Annotated in this window: 12 protein-coding genes; 5 read left to right on the forward strand and 7 right to left on the reverse strand. The window is 42.8% G+C overall.

Annotation, left to right across the window (positions count from 1 at the left end; genetic code table 11):
* Nucleotides 1-137: 137 nt before the first annotated feature.
* From frsA to ACED25_RS06640, 3 genes are all read right to left on the reverse strand, one after another.
* Nucleotides 138-1,391 (reverse strand): esterase FrsA, encoded by a 1,254-nt coding sequence (frsA, locus tag ACED25_RS06630; protein WP_122046010.1) that lies wholly within the window; start codon nucleotides 1,389-1,391, stop codon nucleotides 138-140.
* Nucleotides 1,392-1,480: 89 nt separating this feature from the next.
* A complete protein-coding gene (gene tet(34) / locus ACED25_RS06635) occupies nucleotides 1,481-1,945 on the reverse strand; it encodes an oxytetracycline resistance phosphoribosyltransferase domain-containing protein Tet(34) (RefSeq protein WP_009847475.1) in 465 nt (154 codons plus the stop codon).
* Nucleotides 1,946-2,029: 84 nt separating this feature from the next.
* A complete protein-coding gene (locus tag ACED25_RS06640) occupies nucleotides 2,030-3,319 on the reverse strand; it encodes an NCS2 family permease (RefSeq protein WP_012604654.1) in 1,290 nt (429 codons plus the stop codon).
* A 1,064-nt stretch (nucleotides 3,320-4,383) separates the two neighbouring features.
* On the opposite strand from ACED25_RS06640, the gene ACED25_RS06645 reads away from it, so the two are divergent.
* Nucleotides 4,384-5,856, forward strand: a complete 1,473-nt coding sequence (locus ACED25_RS06645; RefSeq protein ID WP_012604655.1) for an aminoacyl-histidine dipeptidase — start codon at nucleotides 4,384-4,386, stop codon at nucleotides 5,854-5,856.
* A 171-nt stretch (nucleotides 5,857-6,027) separates the two neighbouring features.
* On the opposite strand, the gene ACED25_RS06650 is transcribed toward ACED25_RS06645, so the two are convergent.
* Nucleotides 6,028-6,567, reverse strand: coding sequence for a DUF3332 domain-containing protein (locus tag ACED25_RS06650; RefSeq protein WP_041472888.1), 540 nt, complete (start codon nucleotides 6,565-6,567; stop codon nucleotides 6,028-6,030).
* A gap of 260 nt (nucleotides 6,568-6,827) precedes the next feature.
* On the opposite strand from ACED25_RS06650, the gene ACED25_RS06655 reads away from it, so the two are divergent.
* Nucleotides 6,828-7,874, forward strand: a complete 1,047-nt coding sequence (locus ACED25_RS06655) for a succinylglutamate desuccinylase/aspartoacylase family protein (protein ID WP_012604657.1) — start codon at nucleotides 6,828-6,830, stop codon at nucleotides 7,872-7,874.
* Nucleotides 7,875-8,048: 174 nt separating this feature from the next.
* On the opposite strand, the gene ACED25_RS06660 is transcribed toward ACED25_RS06655, so the two are convergent.
* A complete protein-coding gene (locus ACED25_RS06660) occupies nucleotides 8,049-8,366 on the reverse strand; it encodes a DUF3622 domain-containing protein (protein WP_009847480.1) in 318 nt (105 codons plus the stop codon).
* Between the two features lie 348 nt (nucleotides 8,367-8,714).
* Entirely contained in the window at nucleotides 8,715-9,899 is a 1,185-nt protein-coding gene (locus tag ACED25_RS06665; protein ID WP_102582469.1) for an NnrS family protein, read from the reverse strand.
* 308 nt (nucleotides 9,900-10,207) lie between these two features.
* Between ACED25_RS06665 and ACED25_RS06670 the strand changes: the two genes are divergently transcribed.
* Together ACED25_RS06670 and ACED25_RS06675 are read left to right on the forward strand one after the other, a co-directional pair.
* Complete coding sequence (locus ACED25_RS06670; protein ID WP_102582453.1) at nucleotides 10,208-10,762, forward strand: gamma-glutamylcyclotransferase family protein; 555 nt, start codon at nucleotides 10,208-10,210, stop codon at nucleotides 10,760-10,762.
* Between the two features lie 408 nt (nucleotides 10,763-11,170).
* Nucleotides 11,171-12,295, forward strand: coding sequence for a phosphatase PAP2 family protein (locus ACED25_RS06675; protein ID WP_009847483.1), 1,125 nt, complete (start codon nucleotides 11,171-11,173; stop codon nucleotides 12,293-12,295).
* Here the strand turns inward: ACED25_RS06675 and ACED25_RS06680 are convergent.
* Nucleotides 12,279-13,208: a LysR family transcriptional regulator gene (locus tag ACED25_RS06680; RefSeq protein WP_102257768.1), complete on the reverse strand. Its 930-nt coding sequence runs from the start codon at nucleotides 13,206-13,208 to the stop codon at nucleotides 12,279-12,281. The two genes, ACED25_RS06675 and ACED25_RS06680, sit on opposite strands and share 17 nt — an antisense overlap.
* Nucleotides 13,209-13,308: 100 nt before the next feature.
* Between ACED25_RS06680 and chrA the strand changes: the two genes are divergently transcribed.
* Complete coding sequence (chrA, locus tag ACED25_RS06685; protein WP_102582452.1) at nucleotides 13,309-14,457, forward strand: chromate efflux transporter; 1,149 nt, start codon at nucleotides 13,309-13,311, stop codon at nucleotides 14,455-14,457.
* The last annotated feature ends 64 nt before the right edge of the window (nucleotides 14,458-14,521 follow it).

A 14,521-nucleotide genomic window follows, 5' to 3' on the forward strand; every position in this document is an offset into this window, starting at 1 on the left:
TCTCCATTTCAATGTTAAGAATGACGTTACTCAGAATGTTATACGTAGAAACTACGCAATTGGATTTTATAAATTACCTCTGAGTATCAGGTACTTACTTTGTACACTTTTCATGCTTAACTAATTTAGGAGAAATGTCATCTAAATAATTCATCCTCAAGCCACTTTATCGCCAATTCGAGGGATTGCTCATAACCTTGTGTAATTGATTTAGCTTTGATTTTCTTCGCTTTACCGTAATCACTGTAAATAGCAACCAGTTGATTATCCATTGGAGGTGATACTGGGTCGCCCTCTAACGCTAATGCCAAGATAGGCACACTGGTTTTACTGTTTGACAGCAAACCTTGCACCTTGAGTGACCACGCCATCAATTGCCCAGAAAGACTATTGATATCAACGGCCCCTTTACCAAGACGCGAAGCCAACACATCTAAATGCATTTTAGGCATCTGTTTCAATTTGTCGGCATGAACAAAGATATCGTGAATTGGTGCGCCTAAAGAGATACACGCTTTAATCTTATGTTGCTCAAGGAAAGATAATCTCACCATCGCATTGCCACCAAAGCGGAAGCCAAACAAGCCGACTTTATGGTGATCGACCCATGGGATGTTAGGCAGTTCATTCAAGACAGCTTGATGAAGACAAGATGAGTCTTCTGTTAACGGCCAATGTGCACTGTGCCCTATCGATGGCATGTCTACCGTTAGCATTGCAATGTTCTTTGGTGCTAAGTAATCCCTAAACAAACGCCACATATCGGTTTGCAAGCTATCTAGACCAGCGCTGACAATCACAACCGGTTGTGGTTTGTCTGTTTTGGTTAGATGCAAGTTCGCTTTGATCTTCTTGTTTTGGTATGGAATATCAATCTGTTTGACGATCAACTTCGTATGCTTAATTGCTTCAGAATAAGCTGCGTTGGCCAACACTTGAGCTTGAGCCGCCAAATTGTCGTTCTTGAGATGTGGGTAACCCGCAATGCTGAAGCACAACGATGCTGAAAACAGCTCTTCAGCCATCTCTTCACCCTTCTTCTCGTTCGAGCGATTTTGATGCTGCATACCCAGTTTGGTCCATTCATATGCCCAGTTACCACTTCGGTAACCCATGACCGTATCAAGCCACTCATCGGTTGTACGAGAGTTATCTGATGACGCGATGCGAGCCAATACCGCTTCTTGCTCAATGGGGTTAACGCCTTGCCATACCCACTGAAGACGTCTTAGGTTTCGGTACCATGATGAGTTTTGCTGTTCACGCTTCTCATCCAATAGCGCTTCAGAGCTTGGCATGTATTGTGTCAGCATTGAGGTCTCTTTAGCCTGCTTGTGCTTTACAAACAAGGTTTCCGAAAGGTTTGAGCTCGTTTCTTCTGATTCAGACATTGGGATACTTAATAAGAAATGGTTGTTACTAATCATATAAAAAAAAATGACCCTATAAAGGGTCATTTCTCAAAAAACTAAGTTTACGCTTATTTTGACTTGCGATTTACCGGCTCAACGTAGCTTAGGCTAGTATCCCAAGGTTGCTCAATCCATGTGTCTTGAGCAATATCAACGATGTACTCGTCTAACAAGTCAGCACCAGATGGCTTTGCACACACAGCGATCAGTTTCGCTTTCGGGTACATTTCGCGAAGCTTACGTGCAGTGTCACCACTATCAACCAAGTCTTCAACGATTAGGAAGCCTTCGCCGTCACCTTCAGGTGCTTTAACGACTGTCATATCACGTTGGTGATCGTGGTCGTAGCTAGAAATACAAATCGTATCTACGTGACGAATACCTAGCTCACGAGCCAAGATTGCACCAGGAACCAAACCACCACGGCTCACTGCCCAGATGCCTTTCCACTGCTCTGCTGGCATTTGCTTTTCAGCAAGTTGACGACAGTAAGTCTGCATGTTGTCCCAAGTGATAACGAATTTGTTGCTCATAGTATAAAACCTAATAATTTTGTCATGTTATTAGAGGCTACTTCAAACATAGCCTCTTCAGCGATTAAGCAGAAATCTAGACGATTAAGCGAAAGTATATTTAAGAATAAAGATAGCCGACATTACCCACACAGCAGGTGAAACGTCGCGACCTTTACCACTTAGCAGCTTAATTGCAGCGTAAGCGATGAAGCCTAGTGAGATACCCTCAGCGATAGAGTATGTCAACGGCATAAGCAGACATGTTACCACGACTGGGGCTGCTTCCGTAAGATCACGCCAATCAATACCAACTAGGCCAGACATCATCAAAATTGCTACATAGAACAATGCACCTGATGTTGCGTAGGCTGGAATCATACCTGCAAGCGGTGAGAAGAAAAGAGCCAGTAGGAACAAGATACCAACAACAACCGCTGTTAGACCAGTACGACCGCCCTCTGCTACACCCGCAACACTCTCAACGTAAGAGGTTGTGTTTGATGTACCTAACAATGCACCAATAGATGTTGCTGTAGAGTCAGCAAGCAGTGCTTTGTTTAAGCGCGGCAATTTGCCGTCTTCTTTGATTAGGTTTGCTTTCGTTGCAACACCAACCAGAGTGCCCGCTGTATCGAATAAATCGACGAACAAGAAAGCGAATACTACTGAAATCATACCTATTTCAAATACAGCAGAGAAATCAAGCTGCATGAATGTCGGTGCAAGACTTGGTGGTGTCGACATGATGCCGCCGTATTGAACGTCACCAATAGCAATACCAACAGCTGTGATAGCTAGAATAGCAATCATCACTGCACCTTTTACACCACGGTGAACAAGAGCAATCGTAAGGAAGAAACCAAGCGCACCTAGGATAGGAGCAATCGCGGTAATGTCGCCCAGTGAAACTTTCGTTGCTGGGTTAGAAACAACGATGCCTGCATTGCTAAGAGCAATAAACGCTAGGAAAAGACCGATACCTGCAGAGATACCAACACGCAGAGACATTGGGATCGAGTTGATAATCCATTCACGGATCTTAAAGATGCTTAAGAAGATGAAGATCACGCCCGATACGAAAACCGCTGCCAGAGCAACTTGCCACGTATAACCCATCCCCATTACAACAGCGTAGGTAAAGAATGCATTCAAACCCATGCCTGGAGCTTGAGCAATTGGGTAGTTAGCAACAAAGCCCATGATGAAACAGCCAATAGCAGCTGCTAAACAGGTTGCTACAAATACAGCGCCATGGTCCATACCAGCATCAGCTAGAATCATTGGGTTTACAAAAATGATGTAAGCCATTGTTAGGAAGGTTGTTAGACCTGCGATGATTTCAGTGCGCACATTGGTGCCATTTTCACTGAGTTTGAATAGCTTTTCGAACATTATCGAATCCTATAAGGGTAAAAAGTAAACGGTTGCGTAATCGATTGGCTGTGGATTATAAAGTTATCAAATAACAAATTCCAGATAGAATTAAGGCTCTAATCGATCTTTATCAGAATGCAGTATGAAACAGAGCGATTAAAAATGAAGATTGAAAGATAAAGTAACGATTAAAAACAATAAGATAAGTAAGATAAATACGATGAAAGTACTTGGCCATTTTTTAAACCATCAGTTATTTTCATTGAGAATCTAGCTAATAAATTCCGAATTCAAACCCACAATAGTTATGTATTTTTCAACAGGATCAGTAATAAGGCGCAAATTGATATTTCGGCGTTTAAAAAACAACCACGCAGAACAGCAGGAAAAGTGATAAGCGAAAGCGGTTTGGAAAAGTAGCAGGCAAAAAAAACGCCACTCAAAACTGAGTGGCGGTAGAATCTGTCAACCAAAAGGGCTGTAAAATAATTCCAATATATAGGGGTGAACAAAACTGTTCGAGTTACATGCTTGTGGTATTAGTAACCAAAGCTTGTAGGGTATGCAAAGTTGCTAGTGTAAACAGAGCTGTTAATCCAGAACATTGCAGATGGTAAACCTTTCATAACTATCACCTTAATAAATCAATAAAAAACGAATTTGATTTCTCGGTTCCTTGGAGGCGATAAAACGGACTCATCCTTTGAGCATTTACTCTTCACTTCAGAAGTTGGTTATTAATATACCCTAAAGAAAAAAGATTACAAGCATTTTTTGCTATGCGTCACACTTTTGGCTATTTGCGGTTATGTTACAAACTCATTTTTGTAATTAAATTACAAAATAGAATTAAACAAACGTTTGCCTGTGCCGTTTATAAGCATCAACGCGCTTATTTATGATCAGATAGACAAGATCGCTTTCAAAATTTGAGCTATTTGAGGTTTAGAACCGCTACTCGTCAAAACGCTCAAGTGGTATGCTGTTGCCATCAAAACAGACCCATATTTTAGATTTTTGTTCTAGTTTTTTGCCATTACAAAACCTAAATATATGGTTATCAAATAAAAAAGGAGTCATCCGTGTCTGAATTCCATTCTGAGATCAGTAAATTGTCCCCTGCCCCTATTTGGCAGTTTTTCGATAAAATTTGTTCAATCCCGCACCCTTCGAAACATGAAGAAGAACTTGCTCAATACATTATTGCTTGGGCAACAGAGCAAGGCCTAGATGTACGTCGTGACCCAACGGGTAACGTATTCATCAAAAAGCCTGCAACGGCGGGTATGGAAAACAAAAAAGGTGTCGTGCTGCAAGCTCACATCGATATGGTTCCACAAAAGAACGAAGACACAGTTCATGACTTCGCTAAAGATCCAATCCAACCATACATTGATGGTGAGTGGGTTACAGCGAAAGGCACAACGCTTGGCGCTGATAACGGCATGGGCATGGCTTCTTGCCTAGCGGTTCTGGCTTCGAACGAAATCCAACACGGCCCTATCGAAGTTCTACTTACCGTAGATGAAGAAGCAGGCATGACTGGTGCTTTCGGTCTTGAAGCGGGTTGGTTAGAAGGCGATATCCTTCTTAACACCGATTCAGAGCAAGAAGGCGAAGTGTACATGGGTTGTGCTGGCGGTATCGACGGCGCAATGACATTTGAAATTGCACGTAACGCGATTCCAGCTGACTTCGTAACACGTAAGCTAACGCTAAAAGGCCTAAAAGGCGGTCACTCTGGTTGCGACATCCACACAGGTCGTGCAAACGCAAACAAACTGCTTGCTCGTTTCCTAGCGGGTCACGCAAAAGAGCTAGACCTTCGCATCGTCGAATTCAAAGGTGGTAGCCTTCGTAACGCTATTCCTCGTGAAGGTTTCGTAACGGTTGCTGTTCCTGCTGAAAACCAAGAGAAACTGGCTTCGCTATACAACTACTACACAGAGCTGCTTTCAACAGAGCTAGGTAAAGTAGAAGACAGCATCGTGACTTTCAACGAAGAAGCTTCTGTAGAAATGGGCGCACTTGCGTCAGCAGACCAGGCTCGCTTTATCGCGGCACTTAACGCATGTCCAAACGGCGTGATTCGTATGAGTGACGAGATTGAAGGTGTTGTTGAAACGTCTCTAAACGTAGGTGTTATCACAACAGAAGAGAACTCAATCACAGTGCTTTGCCTGATCCGTTCTCTTATCGATTCAGGTCGTAGCCAAGTAGAAAGCATGCTTCACTCTGTTGCTGAACTAGCAGGCGCTAACATCGCATTCTCTGGTGCTTACCCAGGTTGGAAGCCAGATGCAGATTCAGAAATCATGCACATCTTCCGCGACATGTACGAAGGTATCTACGGTCACAAACCAAACATCATGGTTATCCACGCTGGTCTTGAGTGTGGTCTATTCAAAGAACCTTACCCGAACATGGATATGGTTTCTTTCGGCCCAACCATCAAGTTCCCTCACTCTCCTGATGAGAAAGTGAAGATCGATACGGTTGAGCTATTCTGGAATCAAATGGTTGCACTGCTTGCAGCTATCCCAGAAAAAGCATAATTCGATAAACTATGTATGTTCAATAAATGGTGTTTCCAATAAATAGGGATCTTCACTAAATAGCACTTTTCAGTAAACACCGTTTATAGACACAAAATAAAACAGGTACTCAATGAGTACCTGTTTTTGTATCCAATCTTTGTAGCTATGTACTTGTGACTAAATAAACAATTAAGCGCGTGAAGCCGCGTAGCTTTCTAACTCATCAATTGAAGTTTGTGCCACTACTTCGCCGTCGATGAAGTATGTCACCATCTCACCATCACGAACTCCGATCAATGTCGCACGCTCACCAGACTGGTAAGTGATGTCCATTTGGATCGTGTTTTCGTCGATCTGCTGCATTTGACCTTTCTCAATCATATCAGCACTCGTAATCGGACCTACTGGTGCTTCAGTAAGTGACTTATCAAGCTGATGGTTGATATCAAGGTAAGTATCAATCTTAGTATCAAATATATGCGGTGCACCTGTTAGTGGGTTGCTGCCCGTCCAGAACTCTAGTGAGTTGAATACCAAGTAATCAGCTGCAACTGTTAGACCGTAAGCCGGTGCAAGCAATATGTTCAAACCACCACGAGCGTAACGGTTATCAACGGCTTTAAGGTTGAACTTCATTAGGTAACCCGTTACTGCGTTGCTACCAACACAGCCAGATAAAGCAACAGATACCACCGCTAGTGCTACAACTTTTGAAATTGTTTTTTTCATTTTCATCTCGATATTTGAATTTGGCCGCCAAAAAATGGCGGTGGATAATAGCAACCAACCAAATGACAAATATCAGTGTACTGTCAGAAAAACCACAATTTGAAACACCCTATAATGAGTCAAATTAAAACTGGAAGCTTATTTATAGACAACTCCATAGAAAACTTTTGTCGTCACCGTAAACCGATTGATTCGTACTAAAAATCAACGATTGGTACATTCCGTGTTAACGAATTATCACCATGTTGAGAACAACCTAAATGGCAAGACTAAAACCTAATCAACCATTCGAATTACTTGGTTATACTGTTCAGCCAGGACAGCGAATGGAGATTGAACTGCAAGCGGCTCAGCTTTACACGCACTCTCCACTTTCGATCCCGATTGAAATTATTCACGGTCGCCAAGCAGGCCCAACACTGATGGTAAATGCGGCTATCCACGGCGATGAGCTAAACGGTGTTGAGATTGCACGACAACTGACCAATGCGATTGATCCAAAGAAACTGAAAGGTACCTTGATTGTTGTGCCTATCGTTAACGTGTTTGGCTTTATCCATAAATCTCGTTACCTACCAGACCGTCGTGACCTAAACCGTTGCTTCCCAGGCAGTGAGAAAGGATCGCTAACATCACGCATCGCTTACACCTTCTTTGAGAATGTGGCGAAGCACTGTGATTTTATTTTGGATCTACACACAGGTGCGATTCACCGTACTAACTTGCCCCAGATCCGTGCAAACCTGTCGAACCCAGAAACATTGCGCATCGCAAAAGCGTTCGCAACACCAGTGATCATTGACTCACCACTGCGTGACGGATCACTTCGTAGCGAAGCGGAAAAATTGGGTATCCCTGTATTAACTTACGAAGGTGGTGAAGCGTTGCGTTTTGATCACCTAGCGATTCGTGCGGGTTACCTTGGCGTACATCAAGTGATGAAAGAAATCGGCATGCTGCGCCCAAACCGTAAAAAGTTGCCAGAACCAGTGTTGAGCAAATCCACCAGCTGGATCCGCGCTGAGTCAGACGGTATTTTGCGTAACATGGTGAGACTTGGCGAACAAGTTGAAGCAGGACAAACTCTCGCTTACATAAGCTCTCCGTTAGGTCACCAAGAAGGCCAAGTGATCACAACCAAAGGCGGTATCGTGATTGGCCAACAAACTCTACCGTTGGTAAACGAAGGTGACGCAGTATTCCACATTGCTTACTTCAAACAAGATGACGATGAAGTGGGACAATCAGTTGAGAGCTATATTGAAGAAGTAGCGGAAGATGATTGGCTAACGGCGCTTAACAACTAATCAATGAATGACATGTAGTCACTAGCAAGAAGTGGCTACATTTTCGAAAATAAACTCCACAAACTAAAAAGCCCCAATACACTTTTGACTAGAAAGAAAAAAGTTATATTGGGGCTTTTTTTACTTGTCCCTTATCTTAAAATTAAGGAACCTGTAAATTAATTAAGCGCTAAATTACTCAGCGTCTTCTTGCTCTTCTTCACGAGCTTTTGCGCGTGCTTCACGTGCTTGCTCAGCTTTAAGTTCTTTAGTATGACGTAGTTCGTCACGCTCTTTACGCTGCTCTGATTTACGCTCGTTACGTTCAGCTTGGTTTGCGATGAAAGATGCTAGCTCTTTCTCTGCCCACTCTTGTGCTAGAGCTTCAGTTTCAAAACCAGACTCACGCTTAGATACTGTTGTGCTGCGAGACGTTACTTGACGAGTAATCTCGGCACACCAACCGTTGCGTTTTTCTGTAAGGCGGATATCAAATTTTTTGTTCTTAGACATGTTCTATTTTTTCCTAAGGGAGATCATTAAGGGATCGGTCAACTTTGATAACTCCATCTAAGTGAGCATCTTTTAACACCATCCCTTGGTAAGCGCGGTATTAGAGCACAAATCAATGAATATTGCTGCAAATATTTGCAGCGGATCACACTCCAGTGCTGTAAATCGTGTGTGCCGGATTTCAATGGGTTCGTAACTCTCCGATTCACCATCAACTTCTATGCTATTTTATCGACAACAATGAAATGAACTGTTCTCAAACAGAGACAAATTAAAGCGATAACTAGCTGCGATCAAAAAGAGAAGCTCAGTGCTTCCCTTTAAAAATGTGTTAGAAAATCAATACGCTTACCCCGGATGACCATCCACTCTTGGTGTTAACAGCATCATGCCAAACTTCCAGATAAACAGACCAAACGCCAACGTCCATAAACCCGCGCTGATGTTGACCATCTCAAATAAGTAAGCAGGGAAGAAAGTGACACCTAAGCTACGAACTAATGCCGCGATAAAGATAGCCGAGAACGCCAGCGCCATACTTGGCCCTTTATAGATAGCACGGCCAGTGTGTCCCATGGTGACACGTGTGATCATCGCAAGAATGAGCCCACTCAAACCGCCAATCGCAAACAGGTGTAGCATGTTATGGCTTGCAAATGGATTATCTAACAAGCCTCTTAGCAACAAGCTCAAAGGAATACACAAATAAGCCGCATGCAGTGACCACACCAAAGGCTCAGACAACGTTGTCCAAGGCTTCCAACGAACAAAGCGAACCAACTGAGTCACACCTGCAAACACCATCAACTCATTACCCACTTGAGCAAAGGTCAACGGGAAGAAACTCAGCACAAACAATCCAACCAAAGGCAGGTTCGCTAGCCATTCCAACCAAACCAGTGGTTGAGCTTTTTCAAAGTCGAAACGACGAGCGGTGAAGAATGGAATCACTCGTCCACCCATCACGGATAATAGCAACGTAAACCACCACAACATCGCTTGCCATACCGCGGATGAAGGGAATGGAGGCATGCCTTTAATCGTCGCGTAACTAGCAAAGTTGGCGACGATAGCCAATATAAACAGCGGCACAAAAAACAGGTTCTTCCAGCCTTTCGATTTCACGACACGGAAACCAATCTCGTAAGCGGCAAAGATCAAGAACAACGCTTCAACCGATGAGATTAACCACAATGGCGCTGGTGTCCAAAATAGAATACGAGGTGCTAGCCACAAACCAACGAGCGCAGCTAATCGATAATGTTTAGTTCCGTTGACTCCCGTCCATGTTTGCACCGCAGTCAGAACAAAACCAACCACAATCGCCATAGAAAAACCAAACAGCATTTCATGTACGTGCCACCAAAGTGCGGGTACTTTTAACACTTCAGGCTGACCATTTTGGAACATGACAACCCAAGCGACGATAGCAATCACGGCATAGAGGCTGCCAAGAAAGAAGAAAGGTCTAAAACCTAAACGAAGATAAGCTGGAATCGCATCTTCTACGCTTTTATCTGTGATATTTAACAAACTCATTCCTCATTTCAGATAACAAGCCAAGTGTGGCTTATATTGAATTGCTACCAATAGCCAAATTCAAGGTGCAGTAATCATCACCGCAATATTGCCTAACACAATGCATGAAACGCGCCAAAGATATAAAACCAATAAAAACAAGCAACAAGGTGTATTTAGAGGTCAAAAAAGTGTCAATTAAACACACCACCAGAGAGTTATTTAGACTCGAAGGTGTGTAAAATAAAAAACTACTGACATTTGATGAAGCCAAACATATAGTAAGACTAGTCTCAAATACAAAAGAACAGACAGGGAACGCGATGTATATTTTTGGTTATGGTAGCTTGATCAACTCCTCTTCTCGTCAACTCACAGGTCAAACAGGACAAGCGATTCCTGCGATAGTGCACGGCCTAGTGCGTCACTGGAGTAAAATCGACGACAGCTATGTTTTGTCACCGTTGATCGTCAATCTTGGTGAGGGACAAGTGAATGGTGTTTTGCTGGAGGTCGATGATGTTGCGTTGGCTGAATTTGATCGTCGTGAGCGTGGTTATCATCGAATTGAGTTAAGAAACGATCAGATAGAGAGCCAAACCGAGTTTAAAGCGGATCAATCGATCTGGGTATACATCAAAGACAAAATCGAAGCGCCTTGTGAAAACAGCCCTATCGTTCAAACCTATGTTGATACCGTCATGGCAGGATGTTTAGAGGTGTCTGAAAGCTTTGCAGCGCACTTTGTAGAACATACACAAGGTTGGCACCATCCATTAGAAAATGATCGCCACCAGCCGAAATACGGCAACCTTGCTGGGGTTTCTGATCACCACCACAGTGTGATTGATGGCTTGATACTGACCGTTCGTAGCTAGTTGATACTCATAATTTGTCGGTCTACATAGCTCGTTGCTCTTAGTCAGTGAGCTCGACCGTTAACTGTTCTAAATCGGGATTAAACAACTCAAACCTGTAAACACCTAAGGGGTTAGAGCTAACTTCGAACAAAAGAAAAAGCGCTAGAGGGAGCTAGCGCTTTCAAGACCAACTAAGTCCGTTTAGCCTGGTAGTTTTTTAAGCTATATCATTAGGATATAACCCATTTTTTTACTTAGGTAAATCAAAAAGCCTATTCTTTACGACTACTTTTAGTCGTAAATTAAGTATAGTCGGGTTGTGAAAAATGGAAGGTTTTATTTCGTTTATTTTTACCTTAGACACAAGGTTGAAAAGTAGAAAACCAGCTCAAATGAACTAACCTTTAATCATGATAGGAAATCTTGATGAAGGGCTATATGGATTCAGAGACGACCACCGCCAAATCCACTCCTCAAAAAGAACAATCAAACTTGTTATCGTCTTTACTTCATGAATTCAGAAGAAACAAACTGATTCTGTATTATGTTGCATTCATTGCCCCGTTTACCTTAATCATCAACATATTTGTTCCCGAGAATATGAAATATGACATCTATAGCTATATCGATGTTTTGATTACAATTTGCTCTGTCACTTTTACTGTTTGGGCTACGTATTACTACTGCTATTTATTGTTTAAACGAGAAAAAAAACCAACGATACGGTTAATAAAAAAAGTGAAATCGCTGCTATTTCCTATATCCAAGCCTATTTATTTTGTTTTGTTAATGCTCGTTTTAAACATCTCATTCTCGAGCTATACGTTTATAAAATCACTGATACCTCACTTCAATCCATACAATCTAGATCTTACCTTTTATCATTTAGATAAGTGGCTGCACTTCGGTGTATCCCCATGGGAAATAACACATTTCTTCCTGCCTAATGCGGCTTCAACTCTAGTGATTAATTTTCTATACAATTTATGGTTTTTTCTTATGTGGGGGATGTTACTTTTTTTCATTGTCTATCGGAAAAATGACCACCTGCGTAACCAATTTATCCTCACCTTTTTGATATCTTGGTTTCTCCTAGGTAACGTCATAGCGACGCTGTTGTCGTCTGCGGGACCCGCCTACTTTCACCACTTCTATGAACAAGATCTCTATCTTAGGTTAATGGAACGTCTACAAGCGCAAGACCTCCAGTTAAAGCAAGCGAATCTATTCCCACTTTGGATGCTATCCGCGCAGGATATGCTTTGGGATAGCTATGTGACAGGAATAAGAGGCAGAGGAACGGGCATATCCGCCATGCCAAGTTTGCATGTAACAATCGCAGTGTTAATGGCTATGACCACATTCCGGTTAAACAAAAACTGGGGATATATTGCGTGGGTTTACGCTTTCTTTGTCCAAGTTGGGTCCGTTCACTTAGCGTGGCACTACGCAATAGATGGGTATATAGGCGCTCTAATGGTAGTTGCTCTTTGGCACTTAATTGGTTATTTGCTAAAAAGAAACGCGTCATCAATCACTCAGCCGCAATGACAATCTCAACCGCTTGAGAGATCACTTTCCTCAAGTGAGTGTTTTTGTCATCTAATTGCTTTCCCTTACGATAAACCAGCTGTATATCAAAATCAGGAACATCTATCGGCGGAGCAACGGCTATCAGTGAACTGTCGACATTAGGGGCATTTCTAGCGACTAACTTAGGCACAATGCACAATAGCTTTCTGCCACTGATCAATCGTTTTACCGTTAAGAAGTTGCTTGAAGATATCGCCACTTTTCTGGTGTAGCCCAATTCAGACAATTTAGTATCAACTGCCGTTTTTAAGGCACCATTAGGAGACACTAAGGCGTGCTCCACAGAGACAAATGATTGTAATGACATAGGCAACTCAACATCCAAAACGGATGCATCAAGCAAGCAAACATGTTGCTCGGTATAGAGATGTTCAATGCCATATAGCTTAGGCACTTCACCAAAACTGCCTATCGCAATGTCTAGCTTAGCCTCTTCAAATACCTGCTGGTAATTGTTTCGATTAACGTTAAGAAATGCGACTTGAGAGTTTGGCGAAGCTTGTTTAATAAAATCGAAGATCATTGGGCCAAACATCTGTTCCGCGTAATCGGTAAGTCCGATCTTCCAGCTGCCTTTATAACTATCAACTTCGAACATTTTGGACAACAGAACTTCAGATTGAATAGTATTAAGCAACGCATCGACGGTGCTCGATAATTCAATGGCTCGGTCGGTCGCCTCCATCTTGCTACCGACACGCTCAAACAGAGGGTCATCAAACAGCTTTCTCAGTCTTTGTAAGCTATGACTCATCGCAGATTGGCTGACATAACAACGTTCTGCCGCTTTACTCACACTGTTGGTTTTATACAGAGCTTGCAGTGCAATCAATAAGTTAAGGTCAATTCCTTTCCAGTTAAAATCAGCCACAAATCAATCCCATATTATTCATAGTTATAATTAAAACAATTAATTTGAATCATAGTTCAACTCCACCTAAATTACGCTAAACATTTATCTGGAATCGATCATGCTTTCAATTTTTAAAACCTTTTTCTGGCTTGGCTGGATTAGCTTCGGTGGACCAGCGGCACACATTGGCTACTTCCGTAAAGCCTTTGTTGAGAAACTGAATTGGTTATCCGACGAAGAGTACGGGCAAATTGTCGCCCTCAGTCAATTTCTGCCGGGGCCAGGCTCAAGTCAGGTTGGCTTCGCGGTTGGTTACAAAAAAGGTGGCTTAACCGGTGCGATTGCCGCATTTGTAGGCTTCACCTCCCCTTCTGTCATCCTAATGTTGATATTGGCCTTAGTGAGCAATCAGTTGTTGGTAGCACCGCTTTTCATTTCAATCATCCACGGACTTAAGCTACTCGCGGTCGTGGTTGTAGCTGACGCCACTTTCGGCATGTACAAAAACTTTTGCCAATCAAAGATAGCAACAGCACTGTGTGTGATCACCGCGATTGTTCTACTTTTGATTCCTGGGATCTGGCCTCAAGTCTTAGTGCTCCTATTTGCAGCGATGGTTGGCAGTAAGTTCTTAACCTCGCAAGACTTAAAAACAACGCCTTCGACACATAAGATATCCATAACACCGCTAGTGATTTTTGTAGCACTACTGATTGGTCTACCGCTGTTCAGTGCATACTCTCAAGGCATTGAAGTATTTGGTTTATTTTACCAAGCAGGTAGTTTGGTATTCGGTGGCGGGCACGTGGTTCTTCCTCTGCTACAAAATGGTATTGGCGACCAACTGTCCCAAGATACCTTCCTAACAGGCTATGCCGCTGCGCAAGCTGTACCGGGCCCAATGTTTACATTAGCCACTTATCTAGGCTATGAGTTGATGCCATCGGCACCGATTACAGGTGCACTGCTCGCAACAGTTGCGGTGTTCTTACCGGGTTTCTTATTGCTACTGGCTGTACTGAAGAATTGGCAGGCGATTGCAAGCAAGCCTTTGGTGGCAGGTGCTCTTACCGGTGTGAATGCAGCAGTTGTTGGTCTATTGCTTGCGGCTCTATACCAACCCATCTTCACAAGCGCAGTGAGCAGCGGCATAGACTTCGCTCTGATCATTGTTGGTGTGTGGTTATTAAAAACCGTAAAGGTCCCGATTGTAGGGTTAGTGGGTGTGTTTATGTTGTTTGGCGCAATTACAGGTTTGGCGATCTAAGCAATAATTGAGAATAAGAAGTGAGTGGTTTCATCACTTACTTCTTACTTTTAAAAACAGAGGC

This window comes from Vibrio sp. 1F263, from assembly GCF_041439035.1.
In the GTDB taxonomy this organism is placed as follows: Bacteria; Pseudomonadota; Gammaproteobacteria; order Enterobacterales; family Vibrionaceae; genus Vibrio; species Vibrio tasmaniensis_A.